Origin of the sequence: Streptomyces sp. AA1529, assembly GCF_000280905.1 — a bacterium.
Classification (GTDB): domain Bacteria; phylum Actinomycetota; class Actinomycetes; order Streptomycetales; family Streptomycetaceae; genus Streptomyces.
Window position 1 is genome coordinate 177,395 of record NZ_ALAP01000018.1, and the last position, 21,071, is coordinate 198,465.

The 21,071-nt window shown below is 69.7% G+C and carries 21 protein-coding genes and 2 pseudogenes; 10 read left to right on the top strand and 13 right to left on the bottom strand.

Going from position 1 to position 21,071, the window contains the following annotated elements:
- Nucleotides 1-495: 495 nt before the first annotated feature.
- Both A949_RS37495 and A949_RS38865 read left to right on the top strand, forming a co-directional pair.
- Nucleotides 496-849: pseudogene (locus A949_RS37495) on the top strand (RHS repeat-associated core domain-containing protein); the annotation flags it as partial.
- A gap of 1,001 nt (nt 850-1,850) precedes the next feature.
- Nucleotides 1,851-2,072 carry an NADAR domain-containing protein gene (locus A949_RS38865; protein WP_237735752.1) on the top strand — a complete coding sequence of 74 codons (222 nt, stop codon included), beginning with the start codon at nt 1,851-1,853 and terminating at the stop codon, nt 2,070-2,072.
- 126 nt (nt 2,073-2,198) lie between these two features.
- On the opposite strand, the gene A949_RS0105250 is transcribed toward A949_RS38865, so the two are convergent.
- On the bottom strand, nt 2,199-2,828 hold the full coding sequence (locus A949_RS0105250; RefSeq protein WP_019354958.1) for a TetR/AcrR family transcriptional regulator: 630 nt from the start codon (nt 2,826-2,828) through the stop codon (nt 2,199-2,201).
- A 112-nt stretch (nt 2,829-2,940) separates the two neighbouring features.
- On the opposite strand from A949_RS0105250, the gene A949_RS0105255 reads away from it, so the two are divergent.
- Together A949_RS0105255 and A949_RS0105260 are read left to right on the top strand one after the other, a co-directional pair.
- Entirely contained in the window at nt 2,941-3,633 is a 693-nt protein-coding gene (locus A949_RS0105255) for an FMN-dependent NADH-azoreductase (RefSeq protein WP_019354959.1), read from the top strand.
- Complete coding sequence (locus A949_RS0105260) at nt 3,630-3,953, top strand: DMT family transporter (protein WP_019354960.1); 324 nt, start codon at nt 3,630-3,632, stop codon at nt 3,951-3,953. Before A949_RS0105255 ends, A949_RS0105260 begins: the two co-directional genes overlap by 4 nt.
- A gap of 115 nt (nt 3,954-4,068) precedes the next feature.
- Here A949_RS0105260 and A949_RS37500 read toward each other — a convergent pair whose 3' ends face one another.
- Together A949_RS37500 and A949_RS37985 are read right to left on the bottom strand one after the other, a co-directional pair.
- Complete coding sequence (locus A949_RS37500) at nt 4,069-4,236, bottom strand: hypothetical protein (protein WP_019354961.1); 168 nt, start codon at nt 4,234-4,236, stop codon at nt 4,069-4,071.
- Nucleotides 4,237-4,432: 196 nt separating this feature from the next.
- Complete coding sequence (locus A949_RS37985; protein WP_019354962.1) at nt 4,433-4,894, bottom strand: hypothetical protein; 462 nt, start codon at nt 4,892-4,894, stop codon at nt 4,433-4,435.
- A gap of 292 nt (nt 4,895-5,186) precedes the next feature.
- Here A949_RS37985 and A949_RS0105275 point away from each other — a divergent pair, with 292 nt between their 5' ends.
- On the top strand, nt 5,187-5,642 hold the full coding sequence (locus tag A949_RS0105275) for a GNAT family N-acetyltransferase (RefSeq protein WP_019354963.1): 456 nt from the start codon (nt 5,187-5,189) through the stop codon (nt 5,640-5,642).
- A 521-nt stretch (nt 5,643-6,163) separates the two neighbouring features.
- Here the strand turns inward: A949_RS0105275 and A949_RS36180 are convergent.
- Both A949_RS36180 and A949_RS38870 read right to left on the bottom strand, forming a co-directional pair.
- Nucleotides 6,164-6,730 carry a GNAT family N-acetyltransferase gene (locus A949_RS36180; protein ID WP_078565342.1) on the bottom strand — a complete coding sequence of 189 codons (567 nt, stop codon included), beginning with the start codon at nt 6,728-6,730 and terminating at the stop codon, nt 6,164-6,166.
- 53 nt (nt 6,731-6,783) lie between these two features.
- Nucleotides 6,784-6,974, bottom strand: a pseudogene (locus A949_RS38870) (MerR family transcriptional regulator); the annotation flags it as partial.
- A gap of 409 nt (nt 6,975-7,383) precedes the next feature.
- Here A949_RS38870 and A949_RS32560 point away from each other — a divergent pair.
- Complete coding sequence (locus tag A949_RS32560; protein ID WP_019354965.1) at nt 7,384-7,749, top strand: hypothetical protein; 366 nt, start codon at nt 7,384-7,386, stop codon at nt 7,747-7,749.
- 7 nt (nt 7,750-7,756) lie between these two features.
- A complete protein-coding gene (locus tag A949_RS32565) occupies nt 7,757-8,275 on the top strand; it encodes a VOC family protein (RefSeq protein ID WP_037705883.1) in 519 nt (172 codons plus the stop codon).
- 116 nt (nt 8,276-8,391) lie between these two features.
- Here the strand turns inward: A949_RS32565 and A949_RS0105295 are convergent, their stop codons facing one another.
- Nucleotides 8,392-9,378, bottom strand: coding sequence for an alpha/beta fold hydrolase (locus tag A949_RS0105295; protein ID WP_019354967.1), 987 nt, complete (start codon nt 9,376-9,378; stop codon nt 8,392-8,394).
- 213 nt (nt 9,379-9,591) lie between these two features.
- Between A949_RS0105295 and A949_RS0105300 the strand changes: the two genes are divergently transcribed.
- Both A949_RS0105300 and A949_RS0105310 read left to right on the top strand, forming a co-directional pair.
- Nucleotides 9,592-10,221, top strand: a complete 630-nt coding sequence (locus tag A949_RS0105300) for a helix-turn-helix domain-containing protein (RefSeq protein ID WP_019354968.1) — start codon at nt 9,592-9,594, stop codon at nt 10,219-10,221.
- Nucleotides 10,222-10,300: 79 nt separating this feature from the next.
- Nucleotides 10,301-10,735 (top strand): glutaredoxin domain-containing protein, encoded by a 435-nt coding sequence (locus A949_RS0105310; RefSeq protein WP_019354970.1) that lies wholly within the window; start codon nt 10,301-10,303, stop codon nt 10,733-10,735.
- A gap of 63 nt (nt 10,736-10,798) precedes the next feature.
- On the opposite strand, the gene A949_RS0105315 is transcribed toward A949_RS0105310, so the two are convergent.
- The 6 genes from A949_RS0105315 to A949_RS0105340 all read right to left on the bottom strand — a co-directional run bounded on the left by A949_RS0105315 (nt 10,799) and on the right by A949_RS0105340 (nt 17,403).
- On the bottom strand, nt 10,799-11,575 hold the full coding sequence (locus A949_RS0105315; protein WP_158687548.1) for a hypothetical protein: 777 nt from the start codon (nt 11,573-11,575) through the stop codon (nt 10,799-10,801).
- Between the two features lie 257 nt (nt 11,576-11,832).
- Entirely contained in the window at nt 11,833-12,528 is a 696-nt protein-coding gene (locus A949_RS0105320; protein WP_019354972.1) for a hypothetical protein, read from the bottom strand.
- 174 nt (nt 12,529-12,702) lie between these two features.
- Nucleotides 12,703-13,125 (bottom strand): aspartate 1-decarboxylase, encoded by a 423-nt coding sequence (panD, locus tag A949_RS0105325; RefSeq protein WP_019354973.1) that lies wholly within the window; start codon nt 13,123-13,125, stop codon nt 12,703-12,705.
- 237 nt (nt 13,126-13,362) lie between these two features.
- Entirely contained in the window at nt 13,363-14,403 is a 1,041-nt protein-coding gene (locus A949_RS0105330; RefSeq protein WP_026004363.1) for a LacI family DNA-binding transcriptional regulator, read from the bottom strand.
- Nucleotides 14,404-14,599: 196 nt separating this feature from the next.
- Nucleotides 14,600-16,399 (bottom strand): discoidin domain-containing protein, encoded by a 1,800-nt coding sequence (locus tag A949_RS0105335; RefSeq protein WP_019354975.1) that lies wholly within the window; start codon nt 16,397-16,399, stop codon nt 14,600-14,602.
- Nucleotides 16,396-17,403: a DUF1996 domain-containing protein gene (locus A949_RS0105340; protein WP_019354976.1), complete on the bottom strand. Its 1,008-nt coding sequence runs from the start codon at nt 17,401-17,403 to the stop codon at nt 16,396-16,398. Before A949_RS0105340 ends, A949_RS0105335 begins: the two co-directional genes overlap by 4 nt.
- Nucleotides 17,404-17,770: 367 nt before the next feature.
- On the opposite strand from A949_RS0105340, the gene A949_RS0105345 reads away from it, so the two are divergent.
- Nucleotides 17,771-19,621, top strand: a complete 1,851-nt coding sequence (locus A949_RS0105345) for a hypothetical protein (RefSeq protein WP_019354977.1) — start codon at nt 17,771-17,773, stop codon at nt 19,619-19,621.
- 195 nt (nt 19,622-19,816) lie between these two features.
- Here the strand turns inward: A949_RS0105345 and tuf are convergent, their stop codons facing one another.
- Nucleotides 19,817-21,010: an elongation factor Tu gene (tuf, locus tag A949_RS0105350; protein ID WP_019354978.1), complete on the bottom strand. Its 1,194-nt coding sequence runs from the start codon at nt 21,008-21,010 to the stop codon at nt 19,817-19,819.
- Nucleotides 21,011-21,071 lie beyond the last annotated feature (61 nt).

Here is a 21,071-nt window from a genome sequence, read left to right on the forward strand (position 1 = left end):
CGCCGGGCGATGGGGTATTCACAAATCTGCGGTCGGATTCGGAGTTGCGAGGCCCTCTCATCCGGAACTTCGGATAACCCTTCTCTCGTCGTTCTGTGAAGAACAAGATGGGAAGAGCCCGCCGTCAGGAAGCGCTCAGCACCGCAGTGATACGGCACCAGAGAGAGCCCTGCCACGCTATGAGTGCACTCACTTCGACATGCTGGGAGGCCAGCACGGGCCCGGGCGGAGTGCGCGAAGTTTCGCGTACGACGCCCCGGGCCGCCGCTCGCGCCGCACCATCCCGGCCGGCGCCGTCGCCACCAGCACCCACGAGGCGGCACGCAACCGCACTTCGATGCGGGCGACCAGACGGAAGCCAGCCAGCCAGCGACCGACGCTTCCGCGGAGGGCATCGGCCCCCACACGTATATCGCATGGCAGACGATGAGCTGGCGGAAACCGTCCTCTTCACGGGGGGCCGGCCCCACCCTCATCGAGCAACGCCGCACCGACGAGTCCACCCAGCAGGAAATCGACTCCCGCTTCTACGCCATCGTCACCGACCTCGTCGGCACCCCGACCGAGCTGGTCTCCGAGCAGGGCGACATCGCCTGGCGCACCCAGTCCCCCCTCTGGGGCACCACCACCTGGCACACCGACAGCACCGCCTACACCCCCCTCCGCTTCCCCGGCCAGTACTACGACCCGGAAACGAGCCTCCACTACAACTACTTCCGGTACTACGACCCGGAAACCGCGCGGTACACGGCGCCCGACCCGCTGGGGCTTGAGGCAGCTCCCAATCCGGTCGGATACGTCATGAATCCGACCGTTTGGCTCGACTCACTCAGCCTTGCGCCCGACTATCCGGACCGCCCAGGGTTCGTTGAGCGGGTAAAAGATAAATTTCGCCCCCAGGGGTGTCGAACCGACCAGATTATGCGTGCTCAGCGCCAACCCACACGACTCGGCGATCTGAACGAAATTGACACACCAGACCTAGGCGATCCGCTCAAAACAGGCATGCTGCGAAGCCTGGATGACGAGACTCTTCTTCGTGCCATCAACGATCCCGACGGGATCGGCCACGTGGTGACGGTCCATGACAACGCGGTAGTTCAGGGAAACCATCGCATCGCTGAGGCGTTGTCTCGGATGAGAGACCCCGCCAATCCGAATATCACCCCGAGACGATCGTGCAGATCTTGGGAAGAGGAGGGAACCCGTGAGGAGACTTCATCCGCGCGTACGTGATCGAAACCGTGTGGCCTCGCCTTTCGGTTGGCCCGTACCGGGAGAAGTCCGCCACGTTGACACTCGCACGCTGCGGCGCCTAGTCGCCGAAGCGGAGAAGGCCGGCTTCAGTCGCACCGGAAAACGCATCGATACAAGCACAGGCGAAGACACCAGATATCTACTCATGCCAGTACTCCCAGAGAGTGTCCCAACCGACAGCTGGATTTGCGTTCTCCTGGCATATGACCCAGCAGTCGCGGGCAGGAAGCACTCGACCCTTTACCGCATCCCCCATCGCCTGGACGTGGCACCCCGCACTTATGAAAAACTGAAGACACTCTCACGAAGACAGAAGAATCAGCTTCTACACACCCTCATCTGGGAACAATTGAATACAAAACAATAACCCTCCGGGAGCTAAAAGGGTACGGCATGATGGCCGACGCCTGCTTACTTCACCCTGCGAGAAGCAGGGTGCACAGACGTGCGATACCGAGCCTGGCGTGGTGAACACCAGAAAACCAATTTCCACCCCGGATCACTTGCAGCCCACCCCGGTGCAGCGAAGACACTCGGCCGTCAGGTAGAAGGCTTCGAGGAAGACTTGGCTCGAGCACCGGTACGGAATCGTTCTGCGCGGCAACCTCGCAAAGTTCTCCGCCGATAGAGAAATACGCGACTTCTTGCTGAAGTCCCGGGACCGCGTACTGGTCGAAGCAAGCCTCTTAAACCGCATCTGGGGCATTGGCTTGGCTGCGGACGACGAACGAGCTTCTTCACCATCGCTGTGGAAAGGTCTGAATCTGCTGGGGTTCGCGCTGATGGAGACTCGAAATACACTGTTGTCACGTTGAAACAGAAAGAGCGATGCTGAGTCGTCCCAGGAGTCCATCGGCGCATCCCTCGTCGGCCGACCTCTTCCGATCCCAGATCGCTCCAAGCTTCGTACTCCCCAAGAACGGCTAAATGGCCGCGCCGGCTCAGGCCGTGACGACCGTGCCGGCAGTGACCCCGTGGGCGAGCCGGGTGAGGGCGGATTTCAAGCGGGCCGTCGAGATGCCTCGGCCGCGCTGGTGGAGGAAGACCTCGGGGGCCAGCGACGCCAGGAGCGTGTCCGCGAGCGCCTCGGGGTCGGACGTGCCCGCCTCCCGCAGGAGCGCCAGGACGTGGGCGCGCCAGAACCCGTAGGCGCCGACGGCGAAGCGTTCGGCGCCGGTCTCGGCTCCGAGGACGAGATGGCTGTGCTGCTCCAGTAGGTCGATCATGGCTGTCAGGAAGGCCGCAAGCCGCTCCCCCGGTGCTGCGCCGGGACCCAGTGGCGGTGCGCCTTGTAGCAGTTCGCCCTGCAGTGCGTGCTCGTGCTCGTCCAGGAGTGCCGCCGCGATGGAGGCGATGTCCGGGTAGCGCCGGTAGAGCGTGCCCCGACCGATTCCCGCAGCGCGGGCGATGTCCTCCATCGTGACCGCGCGCGGATCCCCCTCTGCGAACAGTTCGGCCGCCGCGGAGAGGACTTTCGCCCGGTTCCGCGCCGCGTCCGCGCGCTCCCTGGGCCGTTTCGGCTCCCCCGGTCTCGCCGGGGCCCCGGACTGCCCGGGCTCCTTCGTCTCCACGGCATCAGCCTACGCCAGCTCGGCGAAATAACCGGACGAGGCGTCCGGTTATGCTGGCCACGTTGAACCGGACACGGTGTCCGGTTATCTCTTCCGAGGCAGGAGCCTTCCCATGCCCACCACCGGCACCAGGCCGACGACGCCCCCCGCCGCGCAGACCCTGCTGCACCTCGACGCCAGCGCCCGCCGCCGCTCCTTCAGCCGCGAGGTCGGCGACGCCGTCGCCGACGCCTGGCGGTCCTCCCACCCGGACGGCACCTACCTCCACCGCGACCTCGCACTCACCCCCGTTCCGCAGATAGGCGAGGCATGGACCGAGCTGTGCGACTACGTACTGGAGCACCAGATCACGGACATCGCCCGCTACCGCGAGGCCGTGCGCACCCCGGCCCAGGCCGACGCCTGGGCGGTCGTCGAGCCGCTGCTCGGCGAACTCGTCGCCGCCGACGTCGTACTGGTCGCCGCGCCCATGTACAACTTCTCCGTCCCCGCCTCGCTCAAGGCATGGATCGACCAGGTGACGTTCCCCAGGATGTCGCTGGCCGGACGGCGCTTCGTCGTCGCCTACGCGCGCGGCGGCGCGTACGGGCCGGGCACCCCGCGCCGGCCGTACGACCACCAGGAGCGCTACCTGCGGGACTTCCTCCCCGGCCACTTCGCCGTCCCCGAGGAGGACATGACCTTCCTCGGCACCGAGTTGGTTAACTCCCTCGTCGATCCCGCACTCGCCGCCCGCCGCGAGGCCCACGACGCCTCACGGACCGCCGCGCTGGCCGCGGCGCGGACGGTCGGAGCAGCGCTGTGAGCTGGCTGCTGCTCGTCGCTGCGGGGCTGGTCGAGGTCGCCTGGTCGCAGAGCATCAAGCCCACGGCCGGCTTCACCCGTCCGCTTCCCACGCTGGTGTGCTTCGCGCTCGCCGCCGTCGCGGTCTACCTGCTCTCCCTGGCGATGCAGGGGCTGCCGGTCGGGACGGCCTACGCCGCGTTCACCGGAATCGGCGCGCTCGGCGCCATCACCCTCGGCATCGTCGTGCACAAGGACCCGGTGACCACCGGTCGCATCCTCGCCCTCGCCCTGATCGTGGGCGGCGTCGCACTGGCCCGCGCGACCGCACCGGAAGGCTGACACCCCATGACCGGCATCAGCGATGATGCCGGTCATGGACGGCGGACGCTCGCACGACGCATCCGTCGACCTCCCTCGACCGGCCGGAGGAGCAACGGTCCGCCTGCTCGTGCCCTCACGCGCTCGTAGGGTTCGTCACGAACCGGCTCAGCCGGTAGACGGTCGGGAGTTCGAGCCGACCACACAGTGTGTCGACCCGGACCATCGACTCGTCGACGCGGGCTTCTCGAAGACGCCGCAACTGTGTACGCAGCGCCACCACGTCCTCCGTTTCGAAGATCACTTCCCACCGCCCCGAGTCCGGCGCGGTGCGAGCAGTGAGCCGGAGTCTCTCGGCTTCTGGTCGCCGTCTTCGTTTCCTCTGTCCTGACACCGGCCCAGAATCACTGGTCGGTGTCAGGACAGCAAGGAGATCGGCTCCACTGCACATACCCGCTCGGTGAGTCGTCGGCAGCAGGGCCCGAGCGGCGGCACCGGACCTATCCGACCGGCGGGCCGGCATCGGCCTGGCGCCCATCAGGCCTGCTCTTCGGCCCCGCACGTATGCGGGGAACAGCCCCCTGCGGCAGGTTCTGCCCGGCCGAGAACTCCGATGCCACGGCACCCGCTTCTCCCGTGAAGCGCTCAGCCCTCGGGCGGCCGGGGCACTGGATGACCAGGTGGTGGGGATGCTCGGGGTCTTCGGGGCAGGTGAGGATGACCAGGCGTCCCCAGCGGCCGACCGTGACATGGCTGGGGGTTTTGGCGTCCATGGCGGCTGCCGGCGGCCGGTCCTCCAGCGGGGTCCAGCTCCCGGTGCCGCCGTCCGGCCCCGGGCGTTCCCCGGGGACGGGAGTGCGGCTCCTCGCCTCGGCCAGAATGCGCCGCCGGAGCCTGACGTCCCGCACCCGCTCGCCGCTGCGCCGCTGCGCCGCTTGGGCGGCTCGGTGCACATCGGCCACGGTTCCCCGGCCGGCCACAGCAGCGGACCGCCGACGGAGCTGTCCCGGACCCCGGGGTTTCCCGGCCAGGGGTGCAGCCGTGTGGCGGCACGCCGGTGGTGGACCAGCTCCGGGAAGAGCGCCTCGGCGTCGGCGGGACAGCGCGGTGTGGTGCGGGTCATGGCGTCCTCTCGTCGCAGGCCGTACAACTCGTCGCAGGCCATACGACGTAGCCGCGGGGTCGGACACAGCACGGTCCTCGGCTCCGGGCCGTCCGCCGCCTGGCGACGATGCATGGAGAGGACGTGACGCGTTGCAGATCTCGGTGGATGACCTCTCCGGGCCGGACATCGCCGGGTTCCTCGACGAGCACGTCCAGCAGATGCGGTCCCTCTCACCCCTGGAGAGCAAGCACGCCCTCGACCTCGACAGTCTCCGGAAGCCCGACGTCACCTTCTGGTCGGTCGTGGACGACGGCAGCCTGGTGGGCTGCGGTGCGCTCAAGAGGCTGGACGCGGGGCACGCGGAGTTGAAGTCGATGCGCACCCGGCCGACGCGGCAGCGAAGCGGGGTCGCCTCCACGCTGCTGGCCCACATCCTGCGCGAAGCCTCCGACATGGGGTTCACACGCCTGAGCCTGGAGACCGGCTCCGCCGAGTTCTTCCTGCCGGCCCGAAGGCTCTACGAGAAGTTCGGCTTCCAGCCCTGCGAACCCTTCGCGGACTACCGGCCCGACCCGAACAGCACCTTCATGACCAGGGTCCTTTGACCGCGCACGCCGTTCACGCGTCGCGTCGATTCCCCTGGTCACCCGTCGAGCGCAACCGTCCGCCTCGATGGTGCTGCCACGGCCTGTTGCCCCGGTCGTCCCGTCCGTCTCCTCTCGGACAACCCGGTCTCAGGCGGAGCGGTGCTTGCGGCGAAAGGGCGTGACGACGACTGTGTACGGCGCGAAAGCCGTGAGCCGTTGGAGGCCGGCTCGGTGAGAATCCCGCTGTGCCGGATGCCGTGGACGGCATACCAGTTGGCGGCGACATCGGTCACCATGATGAGGCAGGCCAGATCCGCGCCACGGCGTCTGCCGCCGAGCAGGAGCACCGCGGCGAGCGAATCGAGGTCGGTTGTTCAAGCTCGCCGAGTCCGCCCAGGCCCACTGGCGCGCGATCACCGCACCCCACCTCGTCGCCCTGGTCCGCGCCGCAGCCCGCTTCGAGAACGGCCATCTCCTCGAACGCCCGAGTCCCCCGCGGCATGGGCAGCCATACCCGGCCGGAAGAAGACGACTGGATCTCAGGCATCCCTGCGCCGTACATGCAGATGGCCTTCGCGGGGAAACGAGGGCAGCGCTGCGGGCAGGACTGAGTCGAGGTCGTACCGGCTCTTGTGCGCCACGCGGCAGGAGGCCGAGTTGTCCACCCGGTGCAGGAGTTCCAGACGCTCCAGTCCATCGGCGCCCAGGGTGTCGAAGGCCCAGTCGGTGAGAGCCTCCAAAGCGCGCGGTGCCACACCCCGCCCGCGGGCATGCGCCGCGGTCCAGTAACCCACCTCGGCCGACGGTTTACCGGAAGCCACTTCCTTGAGTACCGCATTGCCCACCAACTGCCCTTGGCTGCGGTCGGGTTGCGTTTCAAGAACCGCGAAACCGAAGCGATCCCCGGCTTCCCAGCCCGGCTCCTGGCCCTGCACCCACCGGATCGCATCGGCCTCGTTCTCCACAGCCGAGCTGGTCCAGTGGCGCAGTTCGGGATCTCGGAACACTTCGACGAGTGCGGCAACGTCCCCTATGCGCCAGGGGCGAAGGACGAGTGCGGGAGCGGACGGCGTCGGGCCCGCATGCAGGATGACGGTGTCGTTCACCGGCCGATTGTATTGAGGCAGGGGCCCCTGCCCACGCCGACGATCCCGGCCCACTACCGCTCCACTCGGGCGCGGACGGCCTGGACGGACCAGTCGAACGCCGGCGCCAGGCTCTGCGGGGCAGGGCAGGCCAGCCGTTGATCACTGCGAGGAGTGGCCGGTACCGGTCCCGGCGAGGGTCGCTCACGCTCTCCAGCCGGGCCAGCAGCAGGCGGCGCGGCTGAGCGTCTATCGACGGCCGCCCACTCCACAGTTCTCGACAATGCCCCGAGCTGTGCGCCTGTGGACGCCAGATTCGTACCGTCCTGAAGCGTGAGCGCCCGATGCGGCGGGACCGCGGGCACCGGGTCGCCGTCGGCCGCGTTCCGGTGCCCCGCGGCATCAGCGGCGTGAGGGACGGCGAAGCACTTTCACCGCGCCACCGGCCTCCGGTCACCCATCGAGGCCTATGCCGCCAACGTGGCCTGGCTGCGGGCCGTCGGCCGCCGTGCGATCGAGCACCCCGTCGGCTCTCCAGGACCTTCCGGGCTCTCCCAAGGCCTTCCGGGACCCTCCGGCGGGCGCTGGGGGTCACGATCGTGTGCCCGCCGCCGCACTCCGGTGACCGCACCGCCGCGACCGCACCACATCCAGGACGTGGACGTCCCGGGGTCGTGCACGTCCGGCACCGGCACCGCGAGCGCTTCACCGTCGTCGGCAACCATCTCGCCCAGCACCGCGAGCTGTCGCTCCTCGCGATCGGGCTGGGCGTGCACATCCAGTCCGTGCCGGACGGCACCCACGTCGACATCAAGTCGCTGACCGCCCGGTTCCCGGAAGGCGAGGCCCGGGTAGCGGCCGCACTGCGCGAGCTGGAGGCGTATGGCTATCTGACGCGCACCCCGCAGCGCACGCCCGGACCCGTTCCAGGGTTCCAGGAGTGCCCGGACTGCGAGCGCCCTTCCGCGCTCCCGGCCCCGCCCCGCGGCCCCGCTCGGGTGCGGGAAACAGATACCGGGCGAGGGAGGCCCCTGCCATGATCCCCCCATGCATTCACAGCCGAAGACTCAGGTGCCGGCCCGCTACGCACGCGTCAACGCGTGGGTGATCAGCCAGGACACCGACGCAGAAGTGCGCTTTCTGGAGTCGGCGTTCGGGGCTGTCGAGACTCCGGGCTCCCGGATACTCGACCCCGACGGGGACATCGGCCATGTCGAGGTCGAGATCGGCGAGAGCGTCATCATGCTCTTCGACGCCAAGCCCGGCTGGCCGGCGGCCCCGGCACACCTGCGCGTCTACGTCGGCGATCTCGGCGCGGCGGTGGAACGGGCCGTCGAGGCCCGTGCCCGGGTGGTGACCCGGCCGACCCTGCTCGCCTTCGGTGAACGCGTCGCCCGTGTCCGCGACGCCCAGGGGCACCTGTGGTGGCTGCACGAACGGGTGGAGGACGTCCCGCCCGAGGAGCTCGCCGAACGCTTCGCGGATCCTGCCGCCCAGGAAGCCATGGCCTACGTCCAGCGCACGCTCCGCGAGGAGATGGAGACAGCGGAGACGGACCAGGCGTGACCGGTCCGCCGTGACGCCTCGGCCCGACCGCCCCTGCCGATTCGAACCCGGCTCAGCCCGGTTCAGCCCGGTTCAACCCGGCTCAGCCCGGCTGCCCGGCTGCCCGGCTGTCCGGCTCAGTCCGCGAGGGTGTCGAGCCAGCCGGTCAGCAGCCGGTTGACCTCCGCTGGGCGTTCCTGCTGGATCCAGTGCCCGCAGCCCTCCAGGAGGTGGGAGCCGCGCAGCCCGGGGAGGGTGGTGGGGAAGGCGTCGACAGCGTCGGACATCCAGGTGGTGGAGGCGTCCAGGGCACCCCCGACGAACAGGGACGGCTGCTCGATCGGCGCTCCGCGGTGGGGGGCGAGGTCTTCCCAGTCCCGGTCCACGTTGCGGTAGCGGTTGAGCGCACCGGTCAGCCCCGTCCGCTCGAACTCCGCGGCGTAGACGTCCAGGTCGTCCTCGGTCAGCCAGGCCGGGAGGGTGCCGACGGGAAAGCGGTCACGCAGCCGGCCGCCGTGGGCGACGAAGTGCGGGTCGGGCTCGCCCTGGGCGGGCATGGTGTCGGCGGACAGAGCTGCGTAGAAGCCCGCGAGCCAGCCCCGGACATCCGGCTCGATCTCCGCCTCGGCGCGGCCGGGCTCCTGGAAGTAGGAGACGTAGAACTCCTGCTCGGGGCCGCCGATCTGGCCGAAGATGTCGGTGGGGCGGGGGCCGCCGGGGGGCGCGTACGGGACGCTCAGCAGAGCGACGGCCCGGAAGATCCCGGGGTGCAGCAGAGCGGAAGTGGCGGCGATGTTGGAGCCCCAGTCGTGGCCGACGACCACCGCGTTCTCCTCGCCGAGGGCGTGCACGAGGGCGACGTTGTCCGCCACCAGGTCGAGCATCCGGTAGGCGTCGGTCGCCGCGGGCTTGGACGAGCGACCGTAGCCGCGCACGTCGAGCGCCACCGCCCGGTAGCCGGCCGCGGCGAGGGCCGGGAGCTGACGTCGCCAGGAGTACCAGGACTCGGGAAATCCGTGCACGAGCAGGACCAGCGGACCGGTGCCCTGTTCGACCAGGTGCAGGCGCCCGGCAGGGGCCTCGACGGTGCGGTGACGGAGGGCTGCGGACGGCTCGGAAGGCATCGGGTCTTCTCCTCGGATCGCGGTCGGACGCCGGTACGACCGATCATGCGGGACCGCGACCGGCCGACGCGATCACCTTTGCCAGTCTGGCAAACTCGCAGGACAGGATGGTGGAGCAGCGCGTCCCGAAGGGCTCGGCACGGTCCGGAAGAGTTCGAAAAGGTTCAGAAGGATTCGGAAGGGTTCAGAAAGATTCGGAAAGGGTGAAACAGGGTGGCAGGCGACGACGTGGCCGACGCACTGGCGGCGATGGGCCCCCGGCTGCGGGCCGCGCGCGAACACCGCGGCGCCACGCTCACCGGCGTCGGCTGCGCGACCGGCATCGCCGCGAGCACGCTGTCGCGGATCGAGACCGGTCGCCGCAAACCCACCCTGGAAGTGGTGCTGCAATTGGCGAAGGAGTACGGCGTCTCCCTGGACGAGCTGGCCGGCACCGCACCCGTCTCCGCGCCCGCCCCGGAGCCCCGCGCCTCCGCGGTCGGGCGATTCGGTGACGAGAAGGCGGTGCTGCCGCTGACCCGGTACGTCGGGGGCCTGCACGCACACAAACACGTCCTGCCCGCCGCCCAGGACCCGCCCGCACGGCCCCGGCAGGTCTCCCACGACGGCTGGGAGTGGCTGTGCGTCCTGTACGGGCGGTTGTGGCTCGCACTCGGCGACCAGGACCTCGTCCTGAATTCCGGAGACGTCGCCGAGTTCGACACCCGCACCCCGCACGGGGTCGCGAACGCCGGCCTCGGCGGCCCGGTCGAGTACCTGATCATGTTCGGCCCGCAGGGAGAACGCCTGCGACCACGCACCCCGCCCGCCCCGGGGCCCGGCTCCGGCTCAGGGGCACGGTAGCGGGCCGCCGGGAACCGAGACCTCATCGTCGTCCTCGACGGCGTCGGCGCCGCGGAAACGGCCGGTAGCCTGCGTCACCATGATGCGCTCTTGGATCCTGCCGGTACTGTTCGTGCTCAGCGGCTCAGTCGTCGCGACGGCGGAGTTCTTCGAGGGGAGCCCCGGCATCGCCGCCGCGATCCTGCTGGTCTTCCTGGCGCTCGGCGGTATGAACTCGCCCCTGATCTTCCCGAGGTCGATCGGTGAGCCGGAAGCACGACGCCGCAGCGCGGACGACGGCCGACCGGTCGTCTTCTGGCGGCCGGGCTGCGCCTACTGCATACGGCTGCGCTTCCGGCTGGGCCGCAGCGCCCGCCAGCTGCACTGGGTCAACATCTGGCGCGACCCGGCCGGAGCCGCAACGGTGAGAGCAGCCAACGGCGGCAACGAGACCGTGCCGACCGTCGTGGTGGCAGGCCGACCGCACACCAACCCCGGTCCTGACTGGGTGCGCGAGCAGCTCCCTGCCGCCTGATCGGCATCCGCGCCTGCGGAGCGGCGCCCGAAGCCACAAGCACACGGGGGCCAGAGCCCAGGTTCAGTTGATGGCTTGGATTTCCTGGACGGTGACGTCCTGCTGCCCGCCGAACTCACCGTTCGGCAGATCCTCGGCACCGGCGCCGCCGCTGCCCTCCCACGACGCCGTCCACGTCAGCGTCGAGCGCAACGAATAACTCCCCGCACCCCGGGTGGCCTTCAGATACGTCACCCCGCACGGCGGCGCCTTCTCCCCACTGCCCTTCACATACTCCGTACCGATACTGCCGTCATCCTCGACGTTGCACTCACCCGAACCCGGATGCAGCCTCGCACTGTCCGTGCCCGGATCCAGCCGCAACGCCTCCGGCTCCACCGTCGTCCGCGCCCAGATCTCCCGGCCCCCGCCCAGATCCACCGACGCCCGCACCGACAACCTCCTGTAGCGGCCCTCGTCCAGCCACACCCACGTCGGCAGATTCACCGTCTGCCGACCCGCAGGATTCATCTCCACCCGCGTATCCGGCACCCGGATCCGCGCATACGCCAGCTTCGAGAGGATCTGCGGACTGATCGCGTTCTCCACATCCGGCACCTCGCCGTTCTCCACCCAGAACGGCAACTCCGTACACGACTGGGCCCTCGCCGCATCCTTCTCATCCGGATTCGGCACCGCCGCCCAGAACCGCCCCTCCCCCTCCTTGCCCAGATTATAGTTGTCATAATCCCGCGACTCGTACTTCTCCCGAATCGCAAGATCCGTATCCTGCTTCTGCCCACCATTGTCCGGATCCCGCCCCGTCACCGAAAACGGCGAACCATCAATCTTCTCCTTCAACTCCCGAGGAGAATACTTCGGCGCATACCAACACGGCGGCGGCGACCAATCCCCACCCGGAACCGAAAGATTCCCACCCCCACCCTTATCACTGCCGCCCGCACCACTGCCGGAGTAGTGAACGACACCCGCCTTCGCGCCGTAGCTCTGCCCCTCTTTGTCCGCGCTCTGGTCGACGCCAAACCCGGCGTGAGCGGCAGGAGCCCCCAGGCCCAGCACCGTGGCAGCGGCCCCGGAGAGCACCGCCACCCTGGCTGCTAGCTTTTGCACTGCTTCACCGCCTTCTCCGTGACGTCAACACTTCGAGCCTTCCACGATGCGTCGACTTGCGAAGGCTTCTGCACGACCACGCTGAAACGAAGGAAATTCTCATCTCCAGACGCAGCGTCCCGGAGTACCTTTCCGGTCTTGATCCGCTTACTGAAAATCTTGCGCTGATCGGAACAGAACGTCACCTCGACGAGCTTCCCGTCGACCAGGTCGCCGACCTGCTCCTTGTAGAAACGTTCCGACCCGGTGATGGTGTAATCCTTCTGGGCTTGCCGCTTCATCAACGTGTTCGCGTACTCCTGCGCGTTCTGCAGCGGCACCGTATGTTGAGCGATCAGCGGATCTTTCGTGCTCTCCTTCACCATGCCGTGCCGAACCACCCGCATATAGTCCGCTGCCCCGTCCAACGCGGCGGCCTTGTCCGGGTTCGAGGGCTGGTCCCAGTCGAAGACGAGCTTCACATCGTCCGGCAGTTCGATGTCGGACGTGCGGAAATCACCCGGCGCATCCTCCTTGCCCGGCGAACTCGAATCGGCACTCGGCGACTTCTTCCCCGCATCCTCGGCGCCGTCGATCTTGCCGCTCTTCCCGTCACCGTCCTCACCCCCACCGCACCCGGAGACGAGCAGCGCAACGGCCGCCGCGACAGCGGCCAGCGGAACAGCGGAACGGGTCGGACGCACAACACACTCCCGGTAGCATCAGGTAACTGTCGTGCACCTGACGGTAGCAGCGCACCCCGCACCCCACCCACCGACTTCACCAGCGGGAACCGGAACACAACAGTCCCGAGCCAGGGGACGAACCCCCTCACCACCGCACAGCCGAGGCGCCCCGCGGGCAGTCGGCGGCGGGGGTCAGCTCCGGGCCACCGCGTGCGGGGCGCGTTCCGCGGAGGAGCCCGGCGACGGCTCTCCGGCATCGGCTCCCAGTGCCACGATGCGGTTGTCCGCGTCCACGTGCACCACACGCGGTTGCAGGGTGCGGGCCTCGGCGTCGTCGACCTGTGCGTAGCTGATCAGGATGACCAGGTCGCCAGGGTGTACCAGGTGGGCGGCGGCACCGTTGATGCCAATGACGCCCGAGCCCGGCTCGCCCTCGATGACGTAGGTCTCCAGCCGGGCGCCGTTGGTGATGTCGACGATGTGGACCAGTTCTCCGGGGAGCAGGTCGGCGGCGGACATCAGCTCCGCGTCGATCGTGACCGAGCCGACGTAGTGCAGGTCGGCCTGGGTCACGGTGGCGCGGTGGATCTTGGACTTGAACATCGTGCGCAGCATGGCGTCACTCCAGGATGTGTGCTCCCTGCCCGCAGCACCGCAGGTCAAGGGCGTTCCGTGGTCGAGTCGGGTTCAGGGTACTACGCGGTAGGGGCAGAGTGCCCGGCCGCTGAGCCCCGGCAGCGACAACACCGGGCCGCACAGCGCCCGGCGGCAGCGCCCGGCGGCAGCGCCCTGTGGCAGCGCCCGGCGGCAGCGGCCCGGCGGCAGCGCCCGGCGGCAGCGGCCCGGCGGCGGCTACGCAGACTCCCGGACCACCAGTTCCGGGGCGAAGATCTCGGAGGCCGGCGCGGTGCGGTCGCCGCGGATGTGCTCGTCCAGCAGGCGTGCCATCGCCGCAGCCATCTGCTCGACGGGCTGGCGCACGGTGGTCAGCGGGGGGCGGCAGGTGACGGCGGCGCTGGAGTCGTCGAGGCCGACGACCGCGACGTCCTGCGGGATACGCCGGTCCCGCTCCCGCAGCACCTCGCAGGCGCCCTGGGCCATCAGGTCGTTCGCGGCGAACACCCCGTCCAGGTCGGGGTGCTCGTCCAGCAGGGCCGCCATGGCGGTTCTGCCGCTGTCGAGCGTGAAGGCGCCCTCGGCCACCGGGACGCCGGGGTGCCCGCGGCGGGCCATGGTGCGGCGGAATCCGGAGAGCCGCTCCTGGCTCGCTGCGACGGCCAGCGGCCCGGCGATCGTGACGCCGCGGCGGCAGCCGCGGGCCAGCAGCCGCTCGGCGGCCAGGTGTCCGCCGTCCCGGTGGGCGAGGTCGACGCAGCTGAGCGGGAGCGGCCGGGCCGGGCGGGCGAAGAGGACCGCGGGCAGCTCCGCCTCGGCGAGCAGCGGCGGCAGCGCGTCCTCGGCGTGGGTGGAGACCACCAGCGCGCCGTCCGCGCGGCCCTGGCGCAGGTAGGCCACGACGTCCCGGCGGGCCTCGGGGGTCTCCGCGAACATCAGGACCGGGTACATCGAGCGCGGGCGCAGATAGCCGGTGACGCCCGCCACCACGCGGCCGAAGAACGGGTCGGAGAACACCCGGGAGGCGAAGGCGTCCTGTGCCTCGTCGGAGACGTCCCCGGCGCCGGAGACGACGAGGGCCACCGTTTCGGTGCGCCGGGTCACCAGCGAGCGGGCGGCCCGGTTGGGGGCGTATCCGGTCCGTGCGACGGCCCGCCGGACGAGGTCCTGGATGGCCGGGTCCACGTTGCGGACGCCGTTGACGACACGGGAGACCGTCGCACGGGAGACACCCGCCTCCCGTGCGACGTCCTCCAAAGTCGGAGCCCGGCTGCTCATGCCCGGCACCCTAGCGGCGGAGCCGCGCGCCGTATAGAGCGCTCTCCGGGCGGGGACGACGGGCCCGGGTCCGCTACCCGGTTCCGGGCCCAGTACCGACCGGCCCCGCCCGGGCCAGGTCCCGGTCCCGGTCCCGGTCCCGGTCCCGGCCGCAGCCGGTTACCCGCAGCGGCTGCGGCCCGCACCGGCTCCCGCGTCAGGTGTAGACGCCGAACTCGTAGAGCGAGTAGCCCCAGCCGGTGCCGCGCTGCGTGCCGTGCACGCGGACGTAGCGGCCGGTGCCGGAGACGTCGAGGTCGTCGACTCCGCCGTCGCCTCCGGTGACCTCGCGTACGGTGCGCCAGTTCCGGCCGTCGTCGGAGGTCTGGACGGTGTACTCCGTCGCGTAGGAGGTCTCCCAGACGAGTTGCACGTGCCGGAACGCGGTGCGGGTGCCGAGGTCGACGCTCAGCCACTGCGGGTCGCTCCAGTCGCTCGCCCAGCGGGTGGTGAGGTCGCCGTCCACGGCGCCGGCGGCCGTGCAGGGGCAGTCGCCGCCGCCCTGCTGCTCCGAGGAGGCCGTCGCAGGGGCGTCGAGGGCCGCGTTGGTGCCGTCGACGTCCGGCGGGACGATGCGCACGGAGCGGGACTCCACACCGACGTTGCCCTTGCCGTCCGTGGCCTTGACGTACATCTTCCACACGCCCGGACGGTCGGGTGCGGTGACCCTGAGCCGGCCGCCGCCGAGGTCGGTGGCGGGCAGCGGAGTCAGTTCGTTGCTCTCGTCGAGGTACTTGCTGTTGCTGAGCACCTCGTAGGAGAGCGGATCGCCGTCCGGGTCGGTCGCCCGCACCGACAGGGTCAGTTCGCCGCCCGCCGGTACCCGGGAGGGGTCGCCCTCGACGGACATCGCGGAGATGACCGGTGGGGTGTTGTCGGCGTCGGTGCCGGCGCCGTAGGCCCGTTTGACGGCATAGTAGGAGAGCCGCTTCTGACCGGCCGGCAGCAGGTTGAACCAGATGCCGCCGAAGTCGTACTCGGTGCCGTAGTGGAACATCGTCGCGCCCAGCGCCACGCCCCGGTGTCCGGTCACGCAGTCCCACGCAGCGGTGTAGCCCTCGGCCTTGGCCTGGTCGGTGGGTTCCTCGGGGACGCCGTTGGCGTCGTCGGGGACCTCCCACTCGCCGGGCGGGCCGGTCTCGGTGACGATGTAGGGCTTGGTGTAGCCGCCCTGCTCCCAGGCGGACCGGATGCCGCACACGTCCTGGTAGGCGTTGACGGCGTACAGGTCCAGATCGGGGGCGTTCTCCTTGTAGTACGGCCAGGCGCCGGTCCACGCGTCGGTCGAGGTGACCGGGTGGTCCGGGTCGCGGGCGTGGATGCGCACGGCGACGTCGTTGACGAAGGAGGTGTAGGCGTCGCGCTGCTCTTCGAGCGCCTCGCCGCTGTAGCAGTTCTGCAGCCCGAGCACGGACTCGTTGCCGACGTTCCACATGAGCACGCCGGGGTGGTCCCGGTACGCGTCGACCCAGTTGGTGAACTCCTCCAGCATGCTGCTCTTGTAGCCGTCGTCGGTCACGTAGTCCACGCAGCCGCCGCTGCCGGGGCCGCCGCCGGGCTGGAGCCAGAATCCGGCGACGACCTTGATGTCGTTGGCCGCGGCCGCGTCCAGCAGCGGCTTGCTGGTGGCGTCGGTGCCCCAGGTGCGGATCGTGTTGACGCCCATGGAGCGCAGGTCGGGCAGATACTTCCCGGCGTCGGAGGCGGCGGGCCCCCAGGTGAGGCCCTTGACCTGGTAGGGGCTGCCGTCCACGGTCAACTGCCAGTCGCCCTGGCTGCCGGTCACCTCGACGACGCTGCCCGCCGCCTGCGCCGGCTGCGCGGGCAGCGCGAGCGCTCCGGCGGCCAGCGCCCCGGCGACGAGCGGCGCCGCGAGACGGCGGACGAGGGGCGCCGGGTGGAGACGGCGGACGAGAGATGCCGCCCGGCGGCGGGTGCGGGTGCGGGGTCCGGTCATGGTGTGGCCACCCCCGCGGGCAGTTCGTAGTCCTCGTTCAGCGCCGCGCCTTCCTCGGGATGTGTCTGGTCGTAGCCGCGTGCGTCGCACTGGAGGCCGCCGACGATGCAGTGGTCGACCAGGGCGTCGAGGGTGGCGTCGTCCCAGGCGTTGAAGAAGTCGTAGTGGAACGAGTAGCTCGGGCCGCTGGCCAGCCGCGCGGCGGAGAGGTCTCCGTTGACGGGGAAGGCCATCTTGAACTCGATCATCGGCAGCGCGACCGGATGGCCGGCGGGGCAGACGTTGTCGTTCGTGCCCTCCTTGACCACCGGGTAGGCCATGTGGCTGCGGTGGTCGGCGGAGTCGAGGGAGGAGCCGTCCCAGCAGCTCGGGGCCTGGAGACGGATGTTGAGCTGCACGTCGGCGCGGTCGGGGCAGTCGGTGGGGAACTCGGTGTTGAAGTAGCTGTCCCCGCACTCCCAGCCCTCGACGTACCCGGGGTGGTCGCGGAAGTCCTGCGGGCTCTGCGCCGGGCTGCCGACGACGAACCGCAGCCCCTTGGGGAAGGGGCGGACGCTGGTGTAGTCGGTGACCCCGGCCTTGTAGTAGATGGTCTGCGGGCCGACGGGCAGGATCGGCCGGTCGCCGTCGAAGAGGGTGGGCATCCAGTACGCCGACTTGTCGCCGGGCGCCTTGCAGGTGGTGCCGCCCGCGTCGAGCGAGGCGGCGGTGCTGTCGGCGTCGGTGGTGGTGTTGCCCATGAAGGTGTGGTTGTGGGACGCGCCGGGCTGCCCGGGGAAGACGATCGGATCGTCCGGACCGGTGTGGCTGACCGCGCAGTTGGCCTGGAACTCGTGGAAGTAGCGGTGCGGCGGCTGCGCCGCGGCGGCGGTCTGGGCCCTGGTGCCGGTCGCGGCTGCGGCGTGCGGGCCGGAAGCGGTCGCGGTTCCGGTCGCGCCGAGTGCCGCCAGCAGTAACGCGACCACGAGCAGCGTTCCCGAGCGGTATGTCGATCTCCGTGCCATGGAGCCCTCCTGGAGGTGAGGGGTGGGGGCGGCGCGGCGAGCGGGTCGCCGCGCCGATGGATCGGAAAGCGCTCTCCCGTTCCGGAGTGTTGAGGCACGCGGCAGAGGTGTCAAGGAAGTGAACCAAAGGATCAGCAGCCTGCCCGCTCGGCGGACTTCGGCGCGGCAGCCCGTCTCACACATCGCTACAGGTCAGAACCGAAATCCGGGCTCACAGGGCCGACATGGGCGGCGACCGGCACCCGTCGGAACGCGCCAGCATTCCGTCACAACCCTTGACGTCCTGTACACACGGATGAACCATTCAGCGGCGAGAGAGCGCTCCCTCACCCCCCATCGTTCATCTGATGAACAAGGAGAAGCGCCCATGCCCCCTTCCTCCGACGGTTCCGCCGAGAGTTCCGCCGCCCGTTCCTCCGACACGTCCTCCGCCGGCCCGGTGCCCGGCCGCCGTACCGTTCTCGGGGCCGCAGCGGCCGCCGTCCCCACGGCACTCGTCGGCATGTCCGCACCCGCCTCGGCCGCCCCGGCACGCCGTCCGCGGCCGACGGGCGCCGACGGCGCCCAGGACCTGCCCGGCGGCGGCGACCTCGGCCCCAACGTCATCGTGTTCGATCCCTCGACGCCCGGTATCCAGGCGAAGCTGGACGAGATCTTCCGGCAGCAGGAGTCCGCACAGTTCGGCAGCGGCCGCTACGCGCTGCTGTTCAAGCCCGGCACCTACCACGGACTCAACGCGCAACTCGGCTTCTACACCTCGATCGCCGGTCTGGGCCTGTCCCCCGACGACACCACCATCAACGGCGATGTGACCGTGGACGCCGGATGGTTCGACGGGAACGCCACCCAGAACTTCTGGCGCTCTGCCGAGAACCTCGCCCTCGTCCCGGTCAGCGGCACCAACCGGTGGGCCGTCGCGCAGGCCGCGCCGTTCCGCCGGATGCACGTCCGCGGCGGCCTCAACCTCTCCCCGGCCGGCTACGGCTGGGCCAGCGGCGGCTACATCGCCGACAGCCGGATCGACGGCCAGGTCGGACCGTACTCCCAGCAGCAGTGGTACACCCGGGACAGCGCGGTGGGCGGCTGGCTCAACGGCGTCTGGAACATGGTCTTCTCCGGTGTCGAGGGCGCTCCGGGGCAGAGCTTCCCCGACCCGCCCTACACCACGCTGAACACGACGCCGATCTCCCGCGAGAAGCCGTTCCTCTACCTCGACGGCGCCGACTACCGGGTCTTCCTGCCGGAGAAGCGGACCGCGGCACGCGGCGTCACCTGGGGCAACGGCACTCCGCGCGGCACCTCGCTGCCGCTGTCCCAGTTCTACGTGGCACGACCCGGCGACTCGGCGGCCACCCTCAACCAGGCGCTCGGCCAGGGACTGCACCTGCTGCTCACGCCGGGCGTCTACCACCTCGACCAGCCGCTGAAGGTCGACCGGGCCGGGACGGTCGTGCTGGGCCTGGGCTACGCGACGCTGGTGCCGGACGGGGGTGCCACCGCGGTGCGGGTCGCCGACGTCGACGGGGTGCGGCTGGCCGGGTTCCTGGTCGACGCCGGGCCCACCAACTCCGAGACGCTGGTGGAGGTCGGGCCGCGGGGCGCCTCGGCGGACCATTCGGCGAATCCGATCACGGTGCAGGACGTGTTCGTGCGCATCGGCGGCAGCGGCGCGGGCAAGGCCACCACCAGCATCGTCGTCAACAGCCGGCACACCATCGTGGACCACACCTGGGTGTGGCGGGCCGACCACGGCACCGGCGTCGGCTGGGAGACGAACCGGGCCGACTACGGCGTCGTCGTCAACGGCGACGACGTGCTGGCGACCGGGCTGTTCGTGGAGCACTTCAACAAGTACGACGTGCAGTGGAACGGCCAGCGCGGCCGCACGATCTTCTTCCAGAACGAGAAGGCGTACGACGCGCCGAACCAGGCCGCGATCCAGAACGGTTCGATCAAGGGCTACGCCGCCTACAAGGTCGCCGACTCGGTCACCTCGCACGAGGCGTGGGGCCTGGGCAGCTACTGCTACTACAACGTCGATCCGACGATCGTCCAGCACCACGGCTTCGCCGCCCCGCACACCTCCGGGGTGAAGTTCCACGACGTGCTGGTGGTCTCGCTGGGCGGCAAGGGACAGTACGAGCGCGTCATCAACGAGACCGGCTCGCCCACCTCCGGGACCTCGACCACGCCGTCCACGGTGGTCTCCTACCCCTGATCCGGGCGGGACGGCGTGTCGACGGCTGCCCACGGGCCCTCCGCCGGCACCGTCCGTCCCGCGGTCCGCGCATGCGAGAGGGCCCGTACGGCAGTACTGCCGTACGGGCCCTCTCATCAGCCGAAGCCGCTACGCCGGCCGGAGCCGGCCGTCAGCCGAAGCCGGGATGCGCCGGGCGGACCCGGCGCGGCGAGGTCACTTGGAGATCTTGGTGACCTGGCCGGCGCCCACGGTGCGGCCACCCTCACGGATGGCGAACTTGAGGCCCTCTTCCATGGCGACGGGCTGGATGAGCTGGACGCTCATCTCGGTGTTGTCGCCCGGCATGACCATCTCGGTGCCCTCGGGGAGGGTCACCACGCCGGTCACGTCGGTGGTGCGGAAGTAGAACTGCGGGCGGTAGTTGTTGAAGAACGGGGTGTGGCGACCGCCCTCGTCCTTCGACAGGATGTACGCCTGCGCCTCGAACTCCGTGTGCGGGGTGACCGAGCCCGGCTTGATGATGACCTGGCCGCGCTCGACGTCCTCGCGCTTGATGCCGCGGAGCAGCAGACCGACGTTCTCACCGGCCTGACCCTCGTCCAGCAGCTTCCGGAACATCTCGATGCCGGTGACCGTGGTCGAGGTCTTGGTGTCCTTGATGCCGATGATGTCGACGTTCTCGTTGACCTTCAGCACACCGCGCTCGATACGGCCGGTGACGACCGTGCCGCGGCCGGTGATGGTGAAGACGTCCTCGATCGGCATCAGGAACGGCTTGTCGGTGTCGCGCTCCGGGGCCGGGATGGCCTCGTCGACGGCCGACATGAGCTTGACGACGGACTCGCCCCACTCCTTGTCGCCCTCCAGCGCCTTGAGCGCGGAGACCTTGACGACCGGAACCTCGTCACCCGGGAACTCGTACTCCGAGAGCAGCTCACGGACCTCGAGCTCGACGAGCTCCATGATCTCCTCGTCGTCCACCATGTCGGCCTTGTTCAGGGCGACGACGATGTACGGAACGCCGACCTGGCGGGCCAGGAGCACGTGCTCCTTGGTCTGCGGCATCGGGCCGTCGGTGGCGGCGACCACGAGGATGGCGCCGTCCATCTGGGCGGCACCGGTGATCATGTTCTTGATGTAGTCCGCGTGACCCGGGCAGTCGACGTGGGCGTAGTGACGGTTCTCCGTCTGGTACTCGACGTGCGCGATGGAGATGGTGATACCGCGCTGGCGCTCTTCCGGCGCCTTGTCGATGTTCTCGAAGGCCGAAGCCTGGTTCAGTTCCGGGTACGCGTCGTGCAGCACCTTGGTGATCGCCGCGGTAAGAGTGGTCTTGCCGTGGTCGATGTGACCGATGGTGCCGATGTTGACGTGCGGCTTAGTCCGCTCGAACTTCGCCTTCGCCACTGGGGTCCTCCTGTGGACTGGTGCTGTACACCCTCCACATTTTGCGGAGGGGTTCAGGTGG

Bases quoted from the DNA above. Each gene is read 5' to 3' on its own strand.
- A949_RS0105255 (WP_019354959.1), top strand. From the start codon at position 2,941: ATGCCCACCACCGGCACCAGGCCGACGACGCCCCCCGCCGCGCAGACC.
- A949_RS32565 (WP_037705883.1), top strand. From the start codon at position 7,757: ATGCATTCACAGCCGAAGACTCAGGTGCCGGCCCGCTACGCACGCGTC.
- A949_RS0105295 (WP_019354967.1), bottom strand. From the start codon at position 9,378: ATGCCTTCCGAGCCGTCCGCAGCCCTCCGTCACCGCACCGTCGAGGCC.
- A949_RS0105310 (WP_019354970.1), top strand. From the start codon at position 10,301: ATGATGCGCTCTTGGATCCTGCCGGTACTGTTCGTGCTCAGCGGCTCA.
- panD (WP_019354973.1), bottom strand. From the start codon at position 13,125: ATGCTGCGCACGATGTTCAAGTCCAAGATCCACCGCGCCACCGTGACC.
- A949_RS0105330 (WP_026004363.1), bottom strand. From the start codon at position 14,403: ATGAGCAGCCGGGCTCCGACTTTGGAGGACGTCGCACGGGAGGCGGGT.
- A949_RS0105335 (WP_019354975.1), bottom strand. From the start codon at position 16,399: ATGACCGGACCCCGCACCCGCACCCGCCGCCGGGCGGCATCTCTCGTC.
- A949_RS0105340 (WP_019354976.1), bottom strand. From the start codon at position 17,403: ATGGCACGGAGATCGACATACCGCTCGGGAACGCTGCTCGTGGTCGCG.
- A949_RS0105345 (WP_019354977.1), top strand. From the start codon at position 17,771: ATGCCCCCTTCCTCCGACGGTTCCGCCGAGAGTTCCGCCGCCCGTTCC.